The sequence below is a fragment of the Nocardia sp. NBC_01503 genome (assembly GCF_036327755.1).
In the GTDB taxonomy this organism is placed as follows: Bacteria; Actinomycetota; Actinomycetes; order Mycobacteriales; family Mycobacteriaceae; genus Nocardia.
The window spans coordinates 103,390-124,171 of record NZ_CP109597.1 but is presented as its reverse complement, the minus strand read 5'-3'; the positions used below and the strand labels follow the sequence as shown (position 1 = coordinate 124,171).

The following is a 20,782-nucleotide window of genomic DNA, read 5'->3' as shown; positions in this document are numbered from 1 at the left end:
TCTACGGAGCAGCCGCCGCCCTTTTGCCATGTCTCAGATCGAAATCACACCGCTTGGTCGATTGCTCGGCCCCGGCCTGGTGACTCCGCATCGGTTCGCTGGCTGTCCGCGATGGGCTTCGTGGATTGCTCGGATCACTTCAGAGCTTGCTATGCGAATCGGCCTGGTCTGCCTGGTCACGCAGGTGGCGCTCCGGCTGGGCTGGTTCTTCCGGGAGGGCGCGTCTGTCTCAGCGCGCCGATGCTCCGTGTCCGACTCTGCGAGTCCGGCGGCCTGTTACTCCGCGAGCAGGGGGAGTGGTTGGGGCGATCCGGTGAGGCTCGGTTCCGCGCTCGCCGGCGGGCCTGGTGGACGCTTCGCGGATCGAGTGGCCTGCTTCGTGGAGCGTCGGAGGCGGGTAGTCGCTCTGCTGCATCGGTCCAGCTGGACCGATGCGCTCCGGACGGTGAGGCTCGCGGAGCGCCCGGTTTATTACCGCGGTAATAAACGGCTATCGCTGGTGCTGTGCCGCCTGTTCCTCCCGTGTCATGTTCATGCCCGCGGCGCGGGGGTGGAGAGCGATCCTTTGGCCATGTCGACCATGCGGCACAGATGCAGCTGGTGGGCGACGGTGAAAATGCCGGTGGCGCCGTGCCTGTGTTTGGCCAGGATCAAATCGACTTCGCCACCGCGAGCGTGGTCGCGCTCCCAGGCGTCGGGCCGGTCGATCAGGACAACCAGGTCGGCAACGTGGCCGATGACACCGGAATCGCGCAGATCGAACAGGGAGGGGCGGACCGGGATGGGCTGGCGGGGGCCGGGGTTGCTGCTCAGGTTCGCCGTGGTCACGATCGCGATGCGCAGATCCAGCGCCAACGTCTTCAGCCGGCGCGTGACCTCGGCTATCTCGCGTTCGCGGTTCTCGTAGGGCAGGTCATGGCGTGCGGTGAGCTGGTGCAGCGGGTCGATGACCACCAGCCGGGTGCCGTGCTGCTCGGCCATGTCGGTGATCTGTCCGGCCAGCTGGGCGATGTCGCGCTCGGGCGGGCGTTGGATGTCCAGTGGGGCATCGGCGATCTCGCTCATGCGCCGGGCCAGTCGGGTCCAGTCGGCTTCGGGCATGGCGCCGGCCAGCATGTGCCGCAGCTGCACCTTCGCCTCGGCCGACAGCATCCGCTGCCGCATCGCCTCGGGAAGGGTGTCCAGCGTGAGATACGCGGCCGGGATGCCGGACTGGATAGCGCATGATCTGGCGAAATCCATTGCGAGAGTAGATGATCCGACACCTGGATGACTGCCGATGACGGTGAGCGTGCCCGGAGCCAGGCCCCGGGTCAACTCGTCCAGCTCCAGGAATCCGGTCGGAATGTTGCGGGAATCGGCGCCGCCGTTCACCGCGAGGGTGTCCAGTTCGTCGATCAACTCTTGGAAGCCGTCACCGAGCCGCGGGCTGGAGTTCGGCTCGGAAGGTTTGCCCACCGTCGTCACTGTGGTGAGTTCGGTCATTCATCGATGAGGCCTCTTAGACTGCTGCCGATTGTGGCGGGGTGAAGGTCCGACGGACTGGGCTCTTACGTGTGATTTTGCTGCGGTCACTGCGTGGCTTGGCGGCCTCGAGGGCGGCGCGGCGCACCTCCGCCGAGGACGGTTGCGGGTTGTCCGCTGGCTCGGCGGCCGCCATCGTTGCCACGCGAGTGAGGACGTGAGCGATCTCCTCGGGTGCGGTGGGGCACCCGCAGCGCAGCGCAGGCTCCACCGGATCCCCCGATGGCCCGTTAACCCATCCAGATCCGCCGCAGAGCGTGCAGAACGCCATTTTCGTCACCAGTCCATGATCGGCGATTTCTGATCGCTGTGTGGGCAAAATGGCGGCCTCTGCGGGGAGGGTGCTGGTTGTCGGTCGGGTCGGCTCGGCGATCGGGGCGCCGGCGTCCAGCCATGCGATCGCTTGCTGCGCCTCGGAGACCGCGGCCATGAATGCCTGTTCGTCGCGGTAATCGGAGCGCTGGAAACGGGGGCGGACTTGGCTGATGGCGTCGCTGTACTCGGTGAATGCCTGCACCAGGTAGGTCGCGGTCTTGGCTTCCCGGGCCTTGTCGGCCAGGTAGGTGGCCACCTGGCCGGGGGAGAACCGCAGCAGGGCCTGGTCCACCGCCTCGATCAGCTGACGGTGCTGGCTGGGTTTGAGGTCGATCCGCGCGAAGTGCGGTTGCAGCGCCGCGTGCGCCACAAGGGCGGCCGCCACGCTGCCGGGTGCCGCCTCGAGCCGGGCCTGCTCTTGCGCCTCGGGGATCGGGGACTCCTCCGTCCGTCCGTCCGGATCCGTTTTCGCGTCGCGCGCGGTCGGTTGCTCGCTACGGACGGAACGGACGGATTTGTTCTCTCCCGTGGTCTTTCCCTTACGTGTTCTTTCGGGCCGCTGTGCAGCGGCTAGCCCTGGCCGCTGTGTGGCGGCTACCCCTAGCCGCTGTGCAGCGGCTACCCCCCCGGCAGGGGATCCTTCGGGTTTCGCCTGGTCAGATACTGGCCGCTGTGTGGCGGCTACCCCTTGACCTGCGAGTCTCTTGGAGACCAGATCCGACTTGTAGTACTCGGCGATCTTCGTCGCGCCGGGGTAGGCCGCGCCGCCGGGAGGGTTCATCCGCACCCGCCACCGATTCGGCGCGGGAGAGCGCCTTTTGCCGGTTTCGGGGTCGATCTGGTCGGGGGTCCGGCCGGTCTTGGCCCCGTCGCTCCAGAACATGTGTCGCTTGCTCAGCGCACCAGCCGCGATCAGCTTGTTGTACTGCTTGTCGACCCAGTCCAGGGATCGGTTGAAGCGCTCGGCGACACGCTTGCGACCGAACTTGGCATCGAACTTGCCGGTGTGCGGGTTCAGATGGCACATCGTGAACGTGAGCACCGCGAGCGCGGACTCGTCGATGTCGGTGTTCAGCACGGCCCACTGCTGGGTGGTGGCGAACGGGTAGAACTCCTCGGCCTCGAAATCGTCGGCCTCGAAATCCAGGCCCTCGGCCATCAGTTCGGCGGTATCGCCTCCAGGGTGAGGGCTCATCGGATCACCGCCGGCCGCGCGACACGCGCAGCAAGATCGATATCAGTCCGATCACAGAATTCGGCCAGCTCAGTGGCAAGAGCTGAAGAAGTCAGTTGGCGCTGACCAGGAACTTTTACGTTCATGTCGCCACCCCTCTCGGGATCGGTGGCAGCCCCTGTTGCGCATAATCGGCGGTGAGTCGGATCGACACCTGTCGGTGACGCCCTGTAATCTCAAGTCCGCACGTGGTGTTCCACACCAAGTGTGGAACACAGGCACAACTACAGCTGCCTCTTCTCGGAACCCTCGGTCTCTCTTTTGTCGCCAAACAAAAGTCGGAGAGACCGAGGGTTTTTCAATTTGTCTGTGGGGGAGTCTGCCCTACGTCGGCACACGCCACCGCCATGCAAGCTTTCCGTATCCGGGCCGGTTGTGGGGGGAATGACACGCCCGTCCCCCAATACCAGCGGAAACCCCGTCCCTTGTAAAGCTTTGTGAGGGAAGGGGTTTCGTGCCTCGGAAGGTTCAGAAATCATGTTGCCGGTTCCGAGGCCGGGCCGGGGGAGGGGTCACTCCGAATCGGGGTTGCTGTGCAGATCCGGGTCGTTGTGGAAAGGGCTCCGGTAGAGGACGAAGGGGTCCGGGTCCGGGATGAACTCCTCGGGATCCCCCGAAGGCTCCTCGTGCTCGTAGGGCTCGTTGTGGCCGCATCCTTCGTCCGGTTCGCAGTACATCAGCCACTGAGCGCCGTAGCGGCCGCCTGCCGGGATGATCCGCATGGGCTTGCCGCAGCACTCCCCGGCCCAGTCCGGAATCGGGATATCGACCTTGTCCGGTGCCTGCGAGTGCTCCGCGGCGGCAGCCCCCTCCCACGGCAACGGCGCGGCCGGGTGGATGGGCGCCGGCGGTGTCCAGGGCTTGGGCTCCGGCATCTCGCGGTTGTGGTCGTGCACCCAGTCCCAGGCCGCGCCCAGGCGGGCCTGGTCGAACAGTGGCACGCCGAGCCGGTTGCGACCCCAGCGCCGCCGGTCGAATTCCTCGCGCAGCGCGCCCAACTGGTCATCCCACACAGCGCGGGCCTGGGAAGTCTCGGCGGTCCAGTCGGCGACCCAGGCGGATTTCTTGGCGGCCTGGGCCGCTTCGATCTCGGCCAGCAGCTCGGGCACCGTGAGCTCGGCCAGGCCGGTGCCGGCCGCGGCGGCGGTCAGGATGGCGGGATCGAACTTCGCCCAGGTCGCGGCCTTGCGCTGCTCATGCTGGCGCACGAGCTTGGCGGTGCGGGCGGCCTCCGCGGTCTTCGCGTGCTTCCATTCGGCCCGTTCGGCCGGGGTCAGCCGCAGCCGTTCGACGGCTTCGCGCAAGGCGTGCGGCGGGTCCAGTTCGAACCACGCCAGCAGCGCCCCGATGGTGACCGCGCCGGCGCCCACCCCGATGACGATGGGCTTGATGTTGTTGCGGTGCATGGATTTTCCCTTTCGGAATCGGTAAGAGGTCAGCGGGTATTCAGGCGGGCGCGCAGGCGTGGTGCGCTGCGGCTGGGAAGGCCGAGGACCCCGAGCAGATCCAGCACGGTCGCGGCCTTGCCGCGCTCGGTGATCCGCCATCCCCCGCCGGTGACAGGAGCGGTGAAGCCGCGGGCGGTGAAGCCGCGGGCGGTGAGCCGACGCACGGCGGCCGCCACGTCTGCGGTGAGTGAGGCCGGCACCGCCTCGGCGGAGTGGGGATCCAGATCCGCCGGTATCTGCTGGTCCAGCAAGCCGAGCACGCGCGCCATGGTGGCGGTGCCACCGTTGGTGGCCAGGTCGCACAGGATCAGCCGTTCGTACCGGTCGTGCACGTACGCCCCAGGGCTTCCGGCGCGGGCCTCCACACTCGCGTTCGCGCCGCGCCGCAACCAGGATCGAAGTCCCATCACACAGCCTCCTTGCTGGTGCGGGCCTGGGGCTTCGAGGGGCGCCCGAGCTGATCGCGCGCCAGCTTCTTGGTGCCGCGGGCGCTGTTGTAGGCGCTGATCATGACCAAGGCGGCCAACTTGCCGGCCTGGCCGTTCTCGGTCTCGCGCAAGGCCTCGGCGCGGGCCTTGATCTGGCGAGGTGCGTAGTCCACCAGCAGATCCCCCAGGCGTTCGTGGTCCAGCACGTCGTCGTAGCTGTGCAGGATCAACGCGACCCCCAGTACCAGCGGCGCGTCGACGGCGTCCAGGCGCTTGCCCCACACCTCGGCGATGAAGGTCAGCGTGTTCTCCAGCAGCAGTCCCTTACCTCCGCCGCCCAGCTTGTAGACCTTTTCGAGAGTGGAGGTGCAGCGGATATTGCCGTTGTTCGGCGCCATGTCGACCTGCATCCCGGCCGCTACCACCACGGCCTCGATCGCGGCCACCACAGCGTCCCCGCCGGCGCGGCGGGCCTTCCACCGGTCCCACGTGGTCAGCCGCCGTGTGCTGGCGTCGATCTCGTGGAACAGCTGTGCTTCCTGCTCGATGCTGAGCCCGGTGTGGACCTTGGCGACCAGCGGCATATCGCGGTCACGCAGACGGGCCGCCTCCACCCGGTGCTGCCCGTTGATCACCGCGTATCGGTCCGGCTGCATGCCTTCGCCCCGGTCGGACAGTTCGATCACCCCGAGCAGGCGCACATTCCAGTGGTCCTCGCGGGCCATGTGCTCGGCGCGGGGCCGATCCAGATCCCGCTGATAGGTCGGATCGGCGAAGATCTCGCGCACCGACACCGCCGCCAGGTACACCTGCGGTTCCCCGCCCTCGGTGAGCGTGGTCGGCTCTGTCCATTCGATGCTGGCCAGGGCGCTCATCGGCGTACCTCCAGCCCGCGATCTCCGTGCACCTGGTGCACGTTCGCGGTGATCGCGCGCACCGCCCGGTTCATCGCTGGCACCCATGAACGTGGTTGCGGCGGTTCTTGTCCCAGGCGGTGATGCTCTCGTGCATCGACTGCAACTGGTCCAGGCTGATGCTGTCGGAGGTGGTGGTGGCCCACTCGAGGGGCAGCGCGGCCAGTGCCTGGCCCAACTCGCGCAACTCCTCCCGACACGGGAACCCGTCAACCGGGATGTGTCGGCCGGTGGGGATATGGACCAGCGACAGCCCGAACACCGCTGGCGCGCCGTTGTCGTTGATGTGCGGGGTGATGGCGAAGTGTTCGGCCACGATCTCCGCGGCCACGGTCACCATGCCGTGGTGCAAGGACTGGACCTGCACCCGCGGGCGGGTGTCGGCCTGGTCAGGGGAGGTGTTCGTGCTGTTCATCGTGTGTTTCTCTCCTCGAATGAGGCGGTGGATGCAGTCCTGGCACAGCTGTTCGGTGCAGCAGTCGCTGCAATGGCCGCCCGGTCCGTCATGGCACGGGCAGGGGCAGGTCGCCAGTGCGTCGAATGCGGTGTCCGTGCTGGTCATGCCCAGTCCTCGCGCTGCTGCCAGCCGATCAGGAATCCGCTGAGGAAACCGACCGAGGTGACCACGGCGACCAGGACCACGATCGGGCCGGCCGGGTACACCTTCTGCACAGTGACCGGGGCCGACTGCTGCGAGCGGGACGTGTGGACGGTGTCGTGATAGCGGCGGGCGTAGGTGTTGTTCTGCATGGGAGTTCGGCCTTTCAGGGAAGTGGTGAGGTGATGGGGGTCAGACCGTGGTCTGGTGCTGCTGATGGGCCAGGAACGCGCGCTGGGTGGCGCTGGCCTGGGACCAGGGCGTGATCCGGAGGCCGGGGCGGGTGCCGCTGACAGCGACCTCCGAGACCGCTTCGCCCAGGCGCCGCAGCACCGCTACCTCGGTGGCGGTGAGCGGCATCCGGACATAGGTGCTGCACACCGGGCCGGTCAGGATGACCAGCCAGTCCTGGACCGGATCGACGCTGGTCATGCCGGGTTCTCACAGAAGAACTGGCAGGTCCCCGGCGGCGGGGGCGGCAGAGTGACCGGTGCGGGCGGGCGGTGGCCGAAGGCCAGCACACCGACCAGGCCCAGGCCGGCCACGATGACGGCCGCGGCGATCAGGAACGCGAGCAGCGGAGTGGCCTTCGCTGCCTGCCCGACCTTGCGCAATGCGCGCCGTTGCAATCCGTGCATGGCTCACTCCCCGGGGTCGGGCGGCACCGCAACCGGCTCCGCCGCGCCGATCCGGGGACGCATGGACTCGGGCAGGCCCGCGCGGACCCGTGCCACGATCCGCTCCGCGTCCAGGGCGAAGTCGCCGGTGTCCAGCACCGCCTGGCGGGCCAGATCGGCGGCCTTGGTCACGTCGGTGGCGGCCTCCATGACCGCGATGAGCTTCCAGTACAGGAAGTCATCCGGATCGGAGATCCCCGCCAGCGCGGACTGCGTGCGCTCATCCAGCGCGTGCAATCGCGCGCCCAATGCGGCCAAGGAGTCGATGAGCTGGGATTCGGCCATCGCCGGAATCATGATCACGACCGCTCACCCCCGACCCGTGCCCGCAGATCCGTCAGTGCGGCCTGGCGGATGGCGTCGCCCACCAGCTCGGTGGCGGCGCCGGTGATGCGTGGCCCCAAATCGCGTTTCTTGAGTTTTGCCATTGGTGTCCCTTTCGGTGATCCTTGACGGCGGGACCAGGCATGGATGAGATGCCTGGTCCCACTTCGTCATTCAGTGGTGTTGGCGTCCGGAATCGGCACCGATGGCCTCGGCCAGCGTGTTGACGGCGGTGTGCTTGATCCGGCAGGTGTCGGCGGTGCAGGTGCGATGCATCCGCATCACCTCGTGCGCCTGCTCGGTGGTCAGCTCCCCGGAATAGGAGCAGCGCCATTGCGAGGGCACCAGGTCCTGGGCGTGCGCCCGCACGAACTCGTCCCCGAGCGCCTCGGCCATCAGCCGCACCCAGGCCGCGTCCGCCCCGCTCATCAGTGCTCGCCTGTGCGCACGGTGTGCAGCGGGGTGATCTGCACCGACTCGGCGAAGGTGCCGAACAGGCGCGCGCACTTGTTGCAGAGGATCACTCCGCCGCAGGTCAACGCGTGTTCGAGCAGCTCACGCTGAGTGCGTTCGCAGTCGGCGCAGAACAGGAACACCTCGCATCCGTGCTGGTCGCAGCGGTACTGCGCCGCCGGGGTGTTCTGTTCGGGATGGGCGCCCTCGCATGGCGGGGTGTACTCGAATTCCAGGTGCGCGATCCCCGCCACGGCGACGGGGGCCTCGATGTTGGGCATCGGAATCTCCTGTGGGAGATTGGGGGAGGATCCGAGGCGGCTACCATCCGCCTCGGGTCCTCCCGAGGGGTGGTCAGCCCTTGTACGGGGCGACGGTGCAGGTCCACGTTCAGCGGCTGCGTCTCCGATCGATCTGGCGGGCCGATCCGGCGCGCGGCGGAAGATCCGGCAATCAGCGGTCTCGCACTTGCCAGGACCGTGACTCTTGTGGACCTTGAGCGCCTCGGCCGGGGTCAGTGCTCCCGGATCGCGGCAGTCCCACGGGTCATAGCGCCAGTCATCGGTCAGGGCGTGATAGGCCAGCCTGCGGTGCATTTCCTGCGCAGGCCGCACCACGGTGGCCACCTTCTTGCCTCGGCGCAGCAGCGACATCACCGCACCTGCGCCTTCTCGATGCGCACGAAGTTGCGGCCCAGCAGCCGGGCGATCTCCATGCGGGTGGTGCGGTCCTTGGGCTCGGTGACCTGGCCCCGGTATTCGACGCTGACCACGGCCAGCTCCGCGCGCAGCTCGTTGGGGAAGCGCAGGACTTCCAGCGTGCGGATGCTGTCTTGCGGCGTCGCGGAATCGGTCGCCGGTGCAGGTCGGTCGATCCGGTCATCGGGCCACCACCTGCTGGCCGGGGTCCACTGGATCACCGACGGGCTGTAGCTGGTCGGGCCGTACGACGGCCTGCATCAGGCTGCGCAACGCCCGAGCGCGCTCGCGGGTAGGCCAGGTCCGGGCGCTGCTGTCCGGGCCTCGGCGATATGGATCGCGCCACAGCTTGCCGTTGCAGCAGGATGGCGAATCCGCCACGGGTCGGTGCGGTCATCGAATTCCTCCTGATTGCGGATCTCGGTGCACGGGTGCCTCCAACGACGAGGTGCCATGATCCCTAGATGCCATGGTACCATGGCATCTATCGTAAACCCGAGGAGGCAGGAATGGAAGCCAATGAGAACCCACATGACAGAAAGGCTCTTGGCAGGTCAGAAGCGCCTGTTACCAAGGCAACATGCGACCATGGTCCCTGTGACCACGCCCGAATCGCCCCGAAACACCTGGCCACAGCGCAAAGTCCGGCTGGACGATCAGCGCTGGAAACAGGTGCGGATCAAGCTCGCGCAGGACGAAGAGAACTGGCAGGGCGTGTGGAGCTGCTGGCTGTCAGGCGACGTGCGCTGTCCGACGTGCGCGCTCACTGAAGGAACGCGGACTGCGCTGCCGGAGTAGCCGAGCCGGGTAGCCGGCTCACCGCCTGCACCGCGGCCGCCACCCTCACCCAGAACCATTTCGCGGCTACGTCATCACCCGATACCTGGTCGGGGGTGCGCGATGAGCCGCAAACAGGTCCAGCTCGAAAGCGCCGAATGGGGAAAGTCCCTGGCCCAGGGCGTGGCATGCCGCCGATGATCGGACCGCCGCCAACACCGGGCACCTGACCATCGACAAGGTGACCACCTGGTGCACGGCTCCGCCGAGATCGAAGCCCTGATCCCCACCATCATCGCCGGCGGGCGCCCTGCTCAGCGCCGATTGCTGCTCGGGCGCACGATCCGCTCCGCCGGACGCTGCCGGGTCCGCCTGAACATCAGCCGCTGGCGGCCGCGATGGTCAACACGGCCTGGCCGACACCCAGAAGGGCAGGTGGCGCTGCTGCGCAAGGTGGTCAGCACCGAGGACGGTGAGGACGTGCTGACAGCGGATGCTGGGTCATCACACGCCCACCGACTGGTCCGAGGCTTCCCGGCCATCGCCTTCGGCGCCACCTCCGGCCACGTCCAGCTCGTGGACAACCCCAAGAAGCGCCACGATCACATCGGCCTGGTCTTCACACGCGGCCATGCGCCGCTCCAGAAGGCCCTGCCACCCGGCCACAGCAGCGCGCCCCAGCCCAGCCGGTCCGACCCTGTCCCCACAGGAAGATCGACCAGCCCGCTGCGGATCTCCGCGCCGATGGCAGTCGGGCTGATGCGCATCGAAGATGGTCTTGACGACGACGCTGGAAGATCGGTACCCGAGCGAGGCGGTGTTCAATGGCCTATCGCGATTGCCCGACCACGATCCGGCCGCACCGCAACAGGCCGCCGGTCTGCCCGGGTGGGTTGGCGACCGTGGTCGGCACCGGAGGTACGGTCCGCGCGGCTGCCCTCGGATGAAGGCCCGTGCGCAGACTCGCGCGCCATCACCACCCGCGCCCTCACCCAGCGCGAACGCTCGCCGAATTCCATCCCGCCTGCGCCCGGCCTGGAGCGCCTCACCGACGATTGGCCGCCTGCCAGCCGTGGACCTCCTCACTGCGCGACGGCGACCTGGGCGCATGGCCGGCTGCTGCCCTCCGATCAAGCCGACCACTCGACGACGGCATCTGGCGAGACCTGGCGCGCGGATCCGGCTCCAGGTCTCGACGGCTGGTCACCGCAGGATCTGGTCAGAACCGCCGATATCGCCGCGGCGCTGGACGTGCGTGCGCGGCGGCGGCGACGGACCAGTTGGTGCTCGAGATCCGCGCCGAAGCCCCGAAGATCGACCTGCAGACGCTCAAGAATACCTCGAGCGCGTACACCGCGCTGACCCGCCTGCGCGACGCGGCCGATCTGTGGGCCGAACTGAACCGGCCGCAACCCAGCGCCACCGACCCGGCGGCGTGCCCACCCTGGTCGACCCCGACCGACCCCACCCGCAGCGACAGCGGAATCACCCGCAACGATGTCGGCATCCGCCTGCGTCTGAGCATGCCCGACGGCTGGTCACCGCACGATCTGGAGGACGAGAAGAAGTCCCAGAACCTGGCCTCGGCGCTGGATGTTCCCGCGGTCCAGTTGATCGAGGCCGACGGCAACAGGCCTGCTGGAGCTGCGTGTTCGACTCGATCGCCTGTCGCCACCTCGAGCTGGTCACAGCGGTACAGGTCAAGAGCGGCCAGACCCGCACCGAATACCGGCTACAGGTACCATCGGCTCGATGCCACGACGATTTCCGCCTGGGCCGAATACGGCGACTCGACGATGAACTCGCGCGCGATGCACCGCGCGATCCAGGGCGCCACCCGCTCGGGCAAGTCCGTCACCTTCAACACGATGATCGCGTACTCGCTGCTCATGAAGGACACCATCACCGTGATCATCGATCCCAACGGCGCGACCGTCGCCCCGTTCTGGGAATGCGCGGACTACGTGCGACTCCGAGACCCGAGCACGCCATCGAGGTATTCGACATCGTGCTGAGCGATGACGCCCGCAAGAGATGCCGGCGATGCGCGAGGCCTCATCACCGGTCTCACCCGAGCTGCCGCCGTGGAACATCTTCATCGACGAGAACAGCCACTACGACACGCTGGACGCAAGCTGGCCAAGGTCGCCAGCAGGTGGCTCGGCGGCCGACTCACATCGCCGATCAGAAGATGAACGTGGACAGCCTGCTCGGCACGGTCAGTCAACCTGTCCGATGTCAGTGCCACCGCGTGCCCGCCAGGACTTCGATCACGCTGCCGGCCTGCCGATCGCCGCGATGGCCGCCAACTCCACAGCCCAGGGCGTGGCCATCGCCCGCCTGGCATCCACGAGCGACCGGCGCATGCGCGTGGACTACCTGGCCGCGTCAGCTACGACATCGGCGACGCAACACCAGGCCGCGCGGCGCCTCGATGGTCCGAACCCGACACCGCGACGACCGAGGACACCACGAACACCGAGGGCTACGTGGATCTCGACACGGACGACGATGTGGTGATCTGCCTGCTGCCCGAGTGCGACGAACCGGTCGAACAACCGCGCACCGGCAGGCCCGGCAAGTACTGCTCGCCTAAGCACAAGCTCAAGCATTGGCGTCAGCTCAACCCCGAACGGAGACGCCGACGGAGACGACATCGAGGGCGGGGAAGAAAAGGCCGTTTGAGCAGGGGAAACGAAACATTTCAGCTTGCGTTTCGCGAGCGATACGCAACACGGTGCCGGCGGTTACGAAACAGACGGCACGATGTCGGCTCCAGGCGCATGAACGACTACCGCGCCAATGCCAGACGTGTCATGTTCCATGTTGAAACCCTGCGCCATTCGGCGCGGGCTCATCCACCACTCAGAATCCACCACCGGCGCCGGATCACCATCCACCTCGATCAGCCTCCGCGTCAGCGACCGCGACGCGGGCGAGCGTCCCATCGAACACCCAGGTCCATCCACGCGCCGGTGACCGACCGTCACTGCCGCACATCTGCACCGATGACTGGCGGCTCACCGCCTCCGGATCATCCTGAACTGCCGCACGGAGCGCCGCAGCACCCGCCCGGTCCGCGCGTGAGCTGCGCGCCCACACGATCAGCGACCATCGCGAACCCGTCCGGCTCACCACAGCGACGAAGCTGCCGCAGCAGCGAATCCAGCGTCTGACCGACCGCCACCTGGTCGATGCCAGGCCTGTGGCCACGTTCCGGGTCACCGACAGCGGCTGTTGCCAATCTGGATGATCATGTCCCGCTGCGGCCACGCTCACGCCGCACCGCGGCGCGCCTCATCCGACCACGCCGTCGCCCGCTGGATCTCCACCTGGCGGCTCCAGCTGGACCGCGGAACTCGGCCTGGCTCGCGCAGCCGCGCCTGCTCAGCCCTCAGCGCGGCTCGCCGCCGGTCCGCTGGCCGACCTCTCCAGTCTCGGCCGCGGTGGCCGCCTGCCGCCGGCACTCGCGCCGCCGGCCATCGCTCCACCAGCCGATCGAGCGCCTGCACCGCCGGTGACCGCCGCAGCGCGCGCCTGCCGCGAGCTCGGCCTGCACCGCATCCAGCGCGTCATCCCCACTCACCGGTGCCGCCGGCGCCGCCGATGCCGCCCACGGCCGCATCGCGCACCGAGTGTCCATCCGAGACCACCGGTGCCTCACGGGACACGGTCCGATCACCCCCGAACCTGTCCTCGGCCACCTGGCCACCGGTGCGTCCAGATCCACCGGCCGCGCCGGATCGCGTGCGAACTGCCACCGCGCGCGCGGCCGATCGGCTTCATCCGAGATGACGACGCCGCCTGGAGACCGGTCGCAATAGGTCGGCTGCGCCGTTGTCCGCTCGTTGCACCGATCGCGGTCGGGCACCAGCACACCTGGCCTCCGGCAGCAGCGTCGGCGCCGTCCACAGCCGCCTGTCGCCCAGTGCAGCCTGGCAGGCCGATCGGCCACGGCGCCGCAGTGCGGGCACGCCACTTCGGCGCCGGACCCGGATCAGCTCGGTCACTCGTCGATGCGATAGGTCTGCGGCGCCGGCCTGCTCGGCCTGCCCGGCGACGTCGCCGATACGCGGCCCAGCAGCGGCAGCGCATCGGCACGGCCGCGATGGAGGCCAGTGTCCTGGGGCCGGTGCTGTTCAGCTCCGGCCGGCCACCGGCACCAGGACACGACCTGGCCGATCGGCACGCGAGGGCGGCCGTTCCGGCCACCACCCGGGAGCTCCACCAGCATCTCGTCTCCACCGAGTCTGCCCGCGGAAACCGGACCCTACGGCCGACGTGGCTCACCACCGACGAACGGTCAGCCAGCGCACCATCGGCGTCCTCCACGATGCTGGCCCGGCCTCGGCACCATGACGGCGTCGCCGCCGAGTTGGCGTCACGCACTGCTGGCTCATGGGTCTCCTCCGACTCCAAACCCCCGTTGGGGGCACACTACCCCCATAACTATACCCCACCCTACTTCACCACGGTAGGAGGGAGGAAAGAGGGAAATGAGGGGGAATAGCTTGCATGACTGGGGGTAATGACTGTAGACTAGAGCTATGAAACGAGGAGCTGGAGACAGAGCGCAGGAAGCGGACCAAATCCCCGTGTGGAGAGTCGCCGCCATGACAACCCAATCCCCCCAGCACACTATTCCCACCATGTCAAGCATTCCTCCCGGAGGGGGATACGCAACGTGATGGGAATACATTCCCATCACGTTGCGTATCCCCCCTCCGGGGGGAATGCTTGACATGGTGGGAATAGTGTGCTGGGGGGATTGGGGTTGTCATGGCGGCGACTCTACCACACGGGGGGATTTTGGTCCATTTCCCCCGCTCTACCTGGGCTTTGTCTCCAGCTCCTCGTTTCATAGCTCTAGTCTACAGTCATTACCCCCAGTCATGCAAGCTATTTCCCCCTCATTTCCCTCTTTTCCTCCCCTCCATACCGTGGTGGAAATAGAGATTGGGGGGTATAGTTATGGGGGTAATGGTAATTGCCCCCAACGGGGGGTTTGGGAGTCGGAGGAGAGACCCATGAGCCAGCAGTGCGTGACGGTTACCCAACTCGGCAGCGACGCGCCGGTCATGGTGCCGATCCCGGGGGCGGGCCGGTACAGCATCGTGGAGGACGCCGATGGGGTGCGCTGGCTGACCGTTCGTCGGTGGTGGGGCCGGACGGTCCTGCATTGGCCAGTAGAGGGTCCGGTTTCCGCGGGCCGAGACTTCGAGTGAGGGAGACGAAGATGCTGGAGTGGGAGCTCCCGGGGTGGGTGGCCGGAACCCAGAACGGCCGCCCTCGCGTGCCGATCGGCCAGGTCGTGTCCTGGTGCCGGTGGCCGGTCGGCACGGAGCTGAACGAGTACACCGCCGGCCCCCAGGACACACTGGCCTCCATCGCGGCCGGTGCTTTTCCGATGCGCTGCCTGGCTTGCTGGGCCGCGTATCGGGCGGCGGTCGCCGAGGCCGAGGCGGCGGGCCGGGACGGGGCCGAGGTGCCCGCGCCGCAGACCTATCGCATCGACGAATTGACCGAGGAGCCTGATCCGGGGTCACGGGCGCTCGAGGAGGTGGCGTGCCCGCACTGCGGCACCGTGGGCCTGTGGCCGCCCAATCGGCCTGCCAAGGAATTGCACTGGGCGAACAAGCAGCTGTGGAGCGTCTACGGCGCCGATACGCTGCTGCCGGAGGGCCAGGTGGTGCTGGTGCCCGAACTGCACGATCACGAGGTGGTGCAACGAGCGGACAACGGCGCGCAGCCGACCTATTGCGACCGGTCTCCGGGCGGGGTGCCGTCGCATATCTCGGATAAGGCCGATCGGCCGCGCACGCGGCTGGTGAGCAATTCGCACGCGATCATTCCGGCGCGGCCGGTGGATCTGGACGCACCGGTGGCCGAGGTGGCCGAGGGCAAGGATTCGGGGGTGGTCGTAGACCGGCCCCGTGTCCCTGTGGAGGCACCGGTGGTCTCGGATGGACACTCGGTGCGCGATGCGGCCGTGGAGGCGGCATCGGCCGCGCTGGCGGCGGAAATCGCGGCCCCGGAGACACCGGTGAGTGGGGATGACGCGCTGGATGCGGTGCGGGCCGAGCTCGCGGCGGGCGCGCAGCTGCTGGGCGATTCCGCGCAGCGGGTCACCCGGGCGGTGCGGGCCTTCGATCAGCTGGTGGAGGCATTGGTCCGGGAGCGGGCCGAGCTGGCGGCGCGGTGTGCCACGGCGGAGCAGGCGGCCACCGCGGCGAAGACCGAACTGGAGAAGGTCGGCCAGCGGGCCGAGGAGCGTGTGGCCGCCGCGGAGGGCCGGGCTGAGGAGGCTGAGCGGGCGCAGCTGCGTGCCGAGGGCCAGGCCGAATTCCTTACGGTCCAGCTGGAGGCCGCCCAGAGTGGGGAGATCCAGCAGGCGGTGGCGGCAGCCATGGATCGGATGGGGGCGCGCCGCAGTGTGGGCGGCGGGGAGCGTGTGAGCAAACCGCAGCGGGACATGATCATCCAGATTGGCAACAGCCCGCTGTCGGTGACCCGGAACGTGGCCACACAGGCCTGGCACATCGACCAGGTGGCGGCGGTGGACGGTCCGGTCAAGACGCTGGATTCGCTGCTGCGGCGAAATTTCATCGCTGTGGGTGAGCCGGAAGCGGACGGGTTCGCGATGGTGTCGCTGATCGGTGTGGGCGCGCAGCTCTACAGCGCGCGGACCGGGCGGGTGCTGCTCGAGGTGGCGGCCGCTCCCGTGCAGGCAGTTCAGGATGATCCGGAGGCGGTGAAGCCGCCCAGCGAATCATCGGTGCAGGAATTGTTGCGGCGAGTGGGCCACGGTCGGGTTACCCGGCGCGTGGATGGGGCCTGGGTGTTCGATGGGACGCTTGCCCCGCCCCGGCCCGCGTCGCGGTCGCTGGATTGGATGCTGACGCAGGGGCTGATCGAGGTGGGTGAGGGTGATCCGGCGCCGGTGGTGGCGATTGGATTCTGAGAGTGGTGGATGAGCGAAGGCCCCCGCACCGAATGGCGCAGGGGCTTTCAACATGGAACATGACACGTCTGGCATTGGCGCGGTAGTCGTTCATGCGCCTGGAGCCGACATCGTGCCGTCTGTTTCGTAACCGCCGGCACCGTGTTGCGTATCGCTCGCGAAACGCAAGCTGAAATGTTTCGTTTCCCCTGCTCAAACGGCCTTTTCTTCCCCGCCCTCGATGTCGTCTCCGTCGGCGTCTCCGGCCTTCTTTCGGGGGTTGAGCTGACGCCAATGCTTGAGCTTGTGCTTAGGCGAGCAGTACTTGCCGGGCCTGCCGGTGCGCGGTTGTTCGACCGGTTCGTCGCACTCGGGCAGCAGGCAGATCACCACATCGTCGTCCGTGTCGAGATCCACGTAGCCCTCGGTGTTCGTGGTGTCCTCGGTCGTCGCGGTGTCGGGTTCGGAGCCCATCGGGGGGCGCTTGGCGCCGCGGGCCTTGGTGATTGCGTCGCCGATGTCGTAGCAGGCTGACGCGGCCAGGTAGTCCACGCGCATGCGCACCGGTCGCTCGTGGGATGCCAGGCGGGCGATGGCCACGCCCTGGGCCATGGGCTGTTGGGAGTTGGCGGCCATCGCGGCGAATGCCGGCAGGCCGGGCAGCACGTGATCGAAGTCCTGGCGGGTTTGCACGCGGTGGCACATGACATCGGACAGGTTGACTTTGACCGTGCCGGGCAGGCTGTCCACGTTCATCTTCTGATCGGCGATATTGAGTCGGCCGCCGAACTTGGCCACCTGCTTGGCGACCTTGGCCAGCTTGCGCTTGTAGTCCAGCGTGTCGTAGTGGCTGTTCTCGTCGATGAAGATGTTCCACAGCGGCAGCTCGGGTGAGAACCGGGTGATGGAGGCCTCGCGCATCGCCGGGAACATCTTCTTGCGGGCGTACATCGCTTTCAGCACGATGTCGAATACCTCGATGGCGTGCTCGGGGTCCTCGGAGTCGCACACGTAGTCCGCGCATTCCCAGAACGGGGCGACGGTCGCGCCGTTGGGATCGATGATCACGGTGATGGTGTCCTTCATGAGCAGCGAGTACGCGATCATCGTGTTGAAGGTGACGGACTTGCCCGAGCGGGTGGCGCCCTGGATCGCGCGGTGCACATCGCGCGCGAAGTTCATCGTCATGGGGTCGCCGTATTCGGACTGGCCCAGGCGGAAATCGTCGTGGCACGACATCGAGCCGATGGGTACCTGTAGCCGGTATTCGGTGCGGGTCTGGCCGCTCAGGCTCTTGACCTGTACCGCTGTGACCAGCTCGGAGGTGGCGACTTGGGCGATCGGGTCGAATACACGCAACTCCAGCAGAGCCTTGTTGCCGTCGGCCTCGATCAACTGGACCGCGGGAACATCCAGCGCCGAGGCCAGGTTCTGGGACTTCTTCTCGTCCTCCAGATCGTGCGGTGACCAGCCGTCGGGCATGCTCAGACGCAGGCGGATGCCGACATCGTTGCGGGTGATTCCGCTGTCGCTGCGGGTGGGGTTGTCGGGGTCGACGTGGGGTACCAGGGTGGGCACGCCGCCGGGGTCGGTGGCGCTGGGTTTGCGGCCCAGTTTCAGTTCGGCCCACAGATCGGCCGCGTCCCACGGGTCGAGCAGGCGGGTCAGCGCGGTGTGTACGCGCTCGGGGTATTTCTTGAGCGTCTGCGGGTCGATCTTCGGGGCTTCGGCGCGGATCTCGAGCACCAACTGGTTACCGTCGGCCGCCGCCACGCGCACGCCACGTACGTCCAGCGCCGCGGCGATATCGGCGGATTTTTTGACCAGATCCTGCGGTGACCAGCCGTCGGGGACCTGGAGCCGGATCCGCGCGTCACCGGAGCGCAGGTCTCGCCAAATGCCGTCGTCGGGTGGGTCGGCTTGATCGGAGGGCAGCAGCACCGGCCATGCGCCCAGGTCGCCGTCGCGGGGTGCGCGGCCCAGTTTGAGGGAGGTCCACAGCTGGCAGGCGGCCCAATCGTCGGTGAGGCGCTCCAGGGCCGGGCGCAGGCGGGGATGGAATTCGGCGAAGCGTTCGCGCTGGGTGAGGGCGCGGGTGGTGATGGCGCGCGAGTCTGCGCTGACGGCACGGGCCTTCATCCAGAGGGCGCCGGCCGCGAGGACCGTCACTACTCCGGTGCCGACCACGGTCGCACCAACCCACCCGGGCAGACCGGCGGCCGCCTGTTGGGTTTCGGGTGCGGCCAGGATCATGGTCAGGCAATCGCGATAGGCCATTGAACACACCACCTCACTCGGGTACCGATCTTCCAGCGTCGTCGTCCAAGACCATCTTCGATGCGCATCAGCCCGACTTGCCACATCAGCGCGGAGATCCGCACGAATTTGGGCTGGTAGTCGCCATCTTCCTGTGGGGACAGGGTCAGGTACCGGCTGGGCTGGGGCGCGCTGCTGTGGCCGGGTGGCAGGGCCTTCTGGAGCGGCGCATGGCCGCGTGTGAAGACCAGGCCGATGTGATCGTGGCGCTTCTTGGGGTTGTCCACGAGCTGGACGTGGCCGGAGGTGGCGCCGAAGGCGATGGCCAGGGCCGGGGAAACCTCGGACCAGTCGGTGGGCGTGTGATGACCCAGCATCCGCACTGTCAGCACGTCCTCACCGTCCTCGGTGCTGACCACCTTGCGCAGCTTGGGCACCACTACCTTGCCCTTCTGGGTGTCGGCCAGGCCGTGTTTGACCATCGCGGCCGCCCAGCGGCTGTGGTAGTTCAGGCGGACCCGCAGCAGCGTCCCGAGCAGGGAGCGGATCGTGCGCCCGAGCAGCAATACGGCGCTGAGCAGGGTCAGGGCGCCCGCACCGGCGAAGATGATGGTGGGGATCAGGGCTTCGATCTCGGCGGAGAAGCCGTGCCACCAGGTGGTCACCTTGTCGATGGTCAGGTGCCCGGTGTTGGCGGCGGTGGCCGCGATCATCAGCAGCAGCATGCCCACGCCCTGGGCCAGGGACTTTCCCCATTCGGCGCTTTCGAGCTGGACCTGTTTGCGGCTCATCGCGCACCCCCGACCAGGTATCGGGTGATGACGTAGCCGCAGAAATGGTTCTGGGTGAGGGTGGCGGCCGCGGTGCAGGCGGTGGAGACGAGCCGGCTACCACCCGGCTCGGCTACTCCGGCAGCAGCAGTCCGCGTTCCTTCAAGTGAGCGCGCACGTCGGACAGCAGCACGTCGCCCGACAGCCAGCCTTGCACCAGCAGCTCCACTACGCCCTGCCAGTTCTCTTCGTCCTGCGCGAGCTTGATCCGCACCTGTTTCCAGCGCTGATCGTCCAGCCGGACTTTGCGCTGTGGCCAGGTGTTTCGGGGCGATTCGGGCGTGGTCACAGGGACCATGGTCGCATGTTGCCTTGGTAACAGGCGCTTCTGACCTGCCAAGAGCCTTTCTGTCATGTGGGTTCTCATTGGCTTCCATTCCTGCCTCCTCGGGTTTACGATAGATGCCATGGTACCATGGCATCTAGGGATCATGGCACCTCGTCATTTGGAGGAGCACCCGTGCACACCGAGATCCGCAATCAAGAGGAGGAATTCGAAATGACCGCACCGACCCGTGGCGGATTCGCCATCCTGCTGCCCAACGGCAAGCTGTGGCGCGAACCGATCCATATCGCCGAGGCCCCGGACAGCAGCGCCCCGGACCTGTGGCCTACCCGCGAGCGCGCTCAGGAGGCGTTGCGCAACCTGATGCAGGCCGTCATCGACCTGTACGGCCCGACCAGCTACAGCCCGTCGGTGATCCAGTGGACCCCGGCCAGCAGCAAGGTGGTGGCCCGATGACCGAGATCGTCACCGACCTGGGCACCATCCGCACCGGCGACCGATTCCGCGACGCCCGCAAAGACAACATCCGCACGCTGGAAGTCCTGCGCTTCCCCAACGAGCTGCGCGCGGAGCTGGCCGTGGTCAGCGTCGAATACCGGGGCCAGGTCACCGAGCCCAAGGACCGCACCACCCGCATGGAGATCGCCCGGCTGCTGGGCCGCAACTTCGTGCGCATCGAGAAGGCGCAGGTGCGGTGATGTCGCTGCTGCGCCGAGGCAAGAAGGTGGCCACCGTGGTGCGGCCTGCGCAGGAAATGCACCGCAGGCTGGCCTATCACGCCCTGACCGATGACTGGCGCTATGACCCGTGGGACTGCCGCGATCCGGGAGCACTGACCCCGGCCGAGGCGCTCAAGGTCCACAAGAGTCACGGTCCTGGCAAGTGCGAGACCGCTGATTGCCGGATCTTCCGCACCGCGCGCCGGATTCTGGCCCGCCAGATCGATCAGGAGACGCAGCCGCTGAAAACGGTGGACCTGCCCACCGTGACATTCGCCCCGTACAAGGGCTGACTACCACCCCTCGGGAGGACCCGAGGCGGATGGTAGCCGCCTCGGATCCTCCCCCAATCTCCCACAGG

The 20,782-nt window shown here is 67.5% G+C and carries 25 protein-coding genes; 7 read left to right on the top strand and 18 right to left on the bottom strand.

Annotated features, from left to right (window positions below):
• Nucleotides 1–531: 531 nt before the first annotated feature.
• From OHB26_RS39380 to OHB26_RS39315, 14 genes are all read right to left on the bottom strand, one after another.
• Nucleotides 532–1,485: a DnaB-like helicase C-terminal domain-containing protein gene (locus OHB26_RS39380; protein WP_330186024.1), complete on the bottom strand. Its 954-nt coding sequence runs from the start codon at nt 1,483–1,485 to the stop codon at nt 532–534.
• Between the two features lie 16 nt (nt 1,486–1,501).
• Entirely contained in the window at nt 1,502–2,998 is a 1,497-nt protein-coding gene (locus OHB26_RS39375; protein ID WP_330186025.1) for a hypothetical protein, read from the bottom strand.
• Nucleotides 2,999–3,585: 587 nt separating this feature from the next.
• A complete protein-coding gene (locus OHB26_RS39370) occupies nt 3,586–4,479 on the bottom strand; it encodes a hypothetical protein (RefSeq protein ID WP_330186026.1) in 894 nt (297 codons plus the stop codon).
• 29 nt (nt 4,480–4,508) lie between these two features.
• A complete protein-coding gene (locus OHB26_RS39365; protein WP_330186027.1) occupies nt 4,509–4,928 on the bottom strand; it encodes a hypothetical protein in 420 nt (139 codons plus the stop codon).
• Nucleotides 4,928–5,824, bottom strand: a complete 897-nt coding sequence (locus OHB26_RS39360) for a DUF6551 family protein (RefSeq protein ID WP_330186028.1) — start codon at nt 5,822–5,824, stop codon at nt 4,928–4,930. Before OHB26_RS39360 ends, OHB26_RS39365 begins: the two co-directional genes overlap by 1 nt.
• Before the next feature lie 70 nt (nt 5,825–5,894).
• A complete protein-coding gene (locus tag OHB26_RS39355; RefSeq protein WP_330186029.1) occupies nt 5,895–6,425 on the bottom strand; it encodes a hypothetical protein in 531 nt (176 codons plus the stop codon).
• Complete coding sequence (locus OHB26_RS39350) at nt 6,422–6,613, bottom strand: hypothetical protein (protein WP_330186030.1); 192 nt, start codon at nt 6,611–6,613, stop codon at nt 6,422–6,424. The genes OHB26_RS39355 and OHB26_RS39350 overlap by 4 nt, the downstream gene beginning before the upstream one ends.
• A 40-nt stretch (nt 6,614–6,653) precedes the next feature.
• Nucleotides 6,654–6,893 (bottom strand): hypothetical protein, encoded by a 240-nt coding sequence (locus tag OHB26_RS39345; RefSeq protein ID WP_330186031.1) that lies wholly within the window; start codon nt 6,891–6,893, stop codon nt 6,654–6,656.
• On the bottom strand, nt 6,890–7,099 hold the full coding sequence (locus OHB26_RS39340; protein WP_330186032.1) for a hypothetical protein: 210 nt from the start codon (nt 7,097–7,099) through the stop codon (nt 6,890–6,892). Before OHB26_RS39340 ends, OHB26_RS39345 begins: the two co-directional genes overlap by 4 nt.
• A gap of 3 nt (nt 7,100–7,102) precedes the next feature.
• Nucleotides 7,103–7,423, bottom strand: coding sequence for a hypothetical protein (locus OHB26_RS39335; RefSeq protein WP_330186033.1), 321 nt, complete (start codon nt 7,421–7,423; stop codon nt 7,103–7,105).
• Between the two features lie 14 nt (nt 7,424–7,437).
• Complete coding sequence (locus OHB26_RS39330; RefSeq protein ID WP_330186034.1) at nt 7,438–7,566, bottom strand: hypothetical protein; 129 nt, start codon at nt 7,564–7,566, stop codon at nt 7,438–7,440.
• A 70-nt stretch (nt 7,567–7,636) separates the two neighbouring features.
• The gene (locus tag OHB26_RS39325) at nt 7,637–7,891 is read right to left on the bottom strand and encodes a hypothetical protein (protein WP_330186050.1); all 255 of its coding nucleotides are present in this window, start codon (nt 7,889–7,891) and stop codon (nt 7,637–7,639) included.
• Nucleotides 7,891–8,568: a hypothetical protein gene (locus tag OHB26_RS39320; protein ID WP_330186049.1), complete on the bottom strand. Its 678-nt coding sequence runs from the start codon at nt 8,566–8,568 to the stop codon at nt 7,891–7,893. Before OHB26_RS39320 ends, OHB26_RS39325 begins: the two co-directional genes overlap by 1 nt.
• On the bottom strand, nt 8,568–8,834 hold the full coding sequence (locus OHB26_RS39315) for a hypothetical protein (RefSeq protein ID WP_330186048.1): 267 nt from the start codon (nt 8,832–8,834) through the stop codon (nt 8,568–8,570). Before OHB26_RS39315 ends, OHB26_RS39320 begins: the two co-directional genes overlap by 1 nt.
• 376 nt (nt 8,835–9,210) lie before the next feature.
• On the opposite strand from OHB26_RS39315, the gene OHB26_RS39310 reads away from it, so the two are divergent.
• Nucleotides 9,211–9,411, top strand: coding sequence for a hypothetical protein (locus OHB26_RS39310; RefSeq protein WP_330186047.1), 201 nt, complete (start codon nt 9,211–9,213; stop codon nt 9,409–9,411).
• A 483-nt stretch (nt 9,412–9,894) separates the two neighbouring features.
• On the opposite strand, the gene OHB26_RS39305 is transcribed toward OHB26_RS39310, so the two are convergent.
• Nucleotides 9,895–10,023 (bottom strand): hypothetical protein, encoded by a 129-nt coding sequence (locus tag OHB26_RS39305; RefSeq protein ID WP_330186046.1) that lies wholly within the window; start codon nt 10,021–10,023, stop codon nt 9,895–9,897.
• Between the two features lie 650 nt (nt 10,024–10,673).
• Here OHB26_RS39305 and OHB26_RS39300 point away from each other — a divergent pair.
• The 3 genes from OHB26_RS39300 to OHB26_RS39290 all read left to right on the top strand — a co-directional run bounded on the left by OHB26_RS39300 (nt 10,674) and on the right by OHB26_RS39290 (nt 16,351).
• Nucleotides 10,674–11,405, top strand: coding sequence for a hypothetical protein (locus OHB26_RS39300; RefSeq protein WP_330186045.1), 732 nt, complete (start codon nt 10,674–10,676; stop codon nt 11,403–11,405).
• A gap of 3,012 nt (nt 11,406–14,417) precedes the next feature.
• Nucleotides 14,418–14,615, top strand: a complete 198-nt coding sequence (locus tag OHB26_RS39295; protein WP_330186044.1) for a hypothetical protein — start codon at nt 14,418–14,420, stop codon at nt 14,613–14,615.
• Between the two features lie 11 nt (nt 14,616–14,626).
• On the top strand, nt 14,627–16,351 hold the full coding sequence (locus OHB26_RS39290; protein ID WP_330186043.1) for a hypothetical protein: 1,725 nt from the start codon (nt 14,627–14,629) through the stop codon (nt 16,349–16,351).
• A 192-nt stretch (nt 16,352–16,543) separates the two neighbouring features.
• On the opposite strand, the gene OHB26_RS39285 is transcribed toward OHB26_RS39290, so the two are convergent.
• From OHB26_RS39285 to OHB26_RS39275, 3 genes are all read right to left on the bottom strand, one after another.
• Complete coding sequence (locus OHB26_RS39285) at nt 16,544–18,607, bottom strand: FtsK/SpoIIIE domain-containing protein (RefSeq protein WP_330186042.1); 2,064 nt, start codon at nt 18,605–18,607, stop codon at nt 16,544–16,546.
• Nucleotides 18,586–19,377 carry a hypothetical protein gene (locus tag OHB26_RS39280; protein ID WP_330186041.1) on the bottom strand — a complete coding sequence of 264 codons (792 nt, stop codon included), beginning with the start codon at nt 19,375–19,377 and terminating at the stop codon, nt 18,586–18,588. The genes OHB26_RS39285 and OHB26_RS39280 overlap by 22 nt, the downstream gene beginning before the upstream one ends.
• A gap of 112 nt (nt 19,378–19,489) precedes the next feature.
• Nucleotides 19,490–19,705 (bottom strand): hypothetical protein, encoded by a 216-nt coding sequence (locus tag OHB26_RS39275; protein ID WP_330186040.1) that lies wholly within the window; start codon nt 19,703–19,705, stop codon nt 19,490–19,492.
• Between the two features lie 171 nt (nt 19,706–19,876).
• Here OHB26_RS39275 and OHB26_RS39270 point away from each other — a divergent pair, with 171 nt between their 5' ends.
• From OHB26_RS39270 to OHB26_RS39260, 3 genes are read left to right on the top strand one after another with little or no spacing between them, the layout of a single operon-like run.
• Entirely contained in the window at nt 19,877–20,158 is a 282-nt protein-coding gene (locus tag OHB26_RS39270; protein ID WP_330186039.1) for a hypothetical protein, read from the top strand.
• Entirely contained in the window at nt 20,155–20,400 is a 246-nt protein-coding gene (locus tag OHB26_RS39265) for a hypothetical protein (RefSeq protein ID WP_330186038.1), read from the top strand. Before OHB26_RS39270 ends, OHB26_RS39265 begins: the two co-directional genes overlap by 4 nt.
• Nucleotides 20,400–20,714 carry a hypothetical protein gene (locus OHB26_RS39260; protein ID WP_330186037.1) on the top strand — a complete coding sequence of 105 codons (315 nt, stop codon included), beginning with the start codon at nt 20,400–20,402 and terminating at the stop codon, nt 20,712–20,714. The genes OHB26_RS39265 and OHB26_RS39260 overlap by 1 nt, the downstream gene beginning before the upstream one ends.
• Nucleotides 20,715–20,782 lie beyond the last annotated feature (68 nt).

Excerpts from the sequence above, each read along its gene's own strand:
- OHB26_RS39295 (WP_330186044.1), top strand. The coding sequence starts at position 14,418 with ATGAGCCAGCAGTGCGTGACGGTTACCCAACTCGGCAGCGACGCGCCG.
- OHB26_RS39260 (WP_330186037.1), top strand. The coding sequence starts at position 20,400 with ATGTCGCTGCTGCGCCGAGGCAAGAAGGTGGCCACCGTGGTGCGGCCT.
- OHB26_RS39360 (WP_330186028.1), bottom strand. The coding sequence starts at position 5,824 with ATGAGCGCCCTGGCCAGCATCGAATGGACAGAGCCGACCACGCTCACC.
- OHB26_RS39320 (WP_330186049.1), bottom strand. The coding sequence starts at position 8,568 with ATGTCGCTGCTGCGCCGAGGCAAGAAGGTGGCCACCGTGGTGCGGCCT.
- OHB26_RS39375 (WP_330186025.1), bottom strand. The coding sequence starts at position 2,998 with ATGGCCGAGGGCCTGGATTTCGAGGCCGACGATTTCGAGGCCGAGGAG.
- OHB26_RS39325 (WP_330186050.1), bottom strand. The coding sequence starts at position 7,891 with ATGAGCGGGGCGGACGCGGCCTGGGTGCGGCTGATGGCCGAGGCGCTC.
- OHB26_RS39345 (WP_330186031.1), bottom strand. The coding sequence starts at position 6,893 with ATGACCAGCGTCGATCCGGTCCAGGACTGGCTGGTCATCCTGACCGGC.
- OHB26_RS39355 (WP_330186029.1), bottom strand. The coding sequence starts at position 6,425 with ATGACCAGCACGGACACCGCATTCGACGCACTGGCGACCTGCCCCTGC.
- OHB26_RS39305 (WP_330186046.1), bottom strand. The coding sequence starts at position 10,023 with ATGGCCGCGTGTGAAGACCAGGCCGATGTGATCGTGGCGCTTCTTGGG.
- OHB26_RS39340 (WP_330186032.1), bottom strand. The coding sequence starts at position 7,099 with ATGCACGGATTGCAACGGCGCGCATTGCGCAAGGTCGGGCAGGCAGCG.
- OHB26_RS39265 (WP_330186038.1), top strand. The coding sequence starts at position 20,155 with ATGACCGAGATCGTCACCGACCTGGGCACCATCCGCACCGGCGACCGA.
- OHB26_RS39335 (WP_330186033.1), bottom strand. The coding sequence starts at position 7,423 with ATGGCCGAATCCCAGCTCATCGACTCCTTGGCCGCATTGGGCGCGCGA.
- OHB26_RS39370 (WP_330186026.1), bottom strand. The coding sequence starts at position 4,479 with ATGCACCGCAACAACATCAAGCCCATCGTCATCGGGGTGGGCGCCGGC.
- OHB26_RS39285 (WP_330186042.1), bottom strand. The coding sequence starts at position 18,607 with ATGGCCTATCGCGATTGCCTGACCATGATCCTGGCCGCACCCGAAACC.
- OHB26_RS39365 (WP_330186027.1), bottom strand. The coding sequence starts at position 4,928 with ATGGGACTTCGATCCTGGTTGCGGCGCGGCGCGAACGCGAGTGTGGAG.
- OHB26_RS39280 (WP_330186041.1), bottom strand. The coding sequence starts at position 19,377 with ATGAGCCGCAAACAGGTCCAGCTCGAAAGCGCCGAATGGGGAAAGTCC.
- OHB26_RS39380 (WP_330186024.1), bottom strand. The coding sequence starts at position 1,485 with ATGACCGAACTCACCACAGTGACGACGGTGGGCAAACCTTCCGAGCCG.
- OHB26_RS39290 (WP_330186043.1), top strand. The coding sequence starts at position 14,627 with ATGCTGGAGTGGGAGCTCCCGGGGTGGGTGGCCGGAACCCAGAACGGC.
- OHB26_RS39330 (WP_330186034.1), bottom strand. The coding sequence starts at position 7,566 with ATGGCAAAACTCAAGAAACGCGATTTGGGGCCACGCATCACCGGCGCC.
- OHB26_RS39350 (WP_330186030.1), bottom strand. The coding sequence starts at position 6,613 with ATGCAGAACAACACCTACGCCCGCCGCTATCACGACACCGTCCACACG.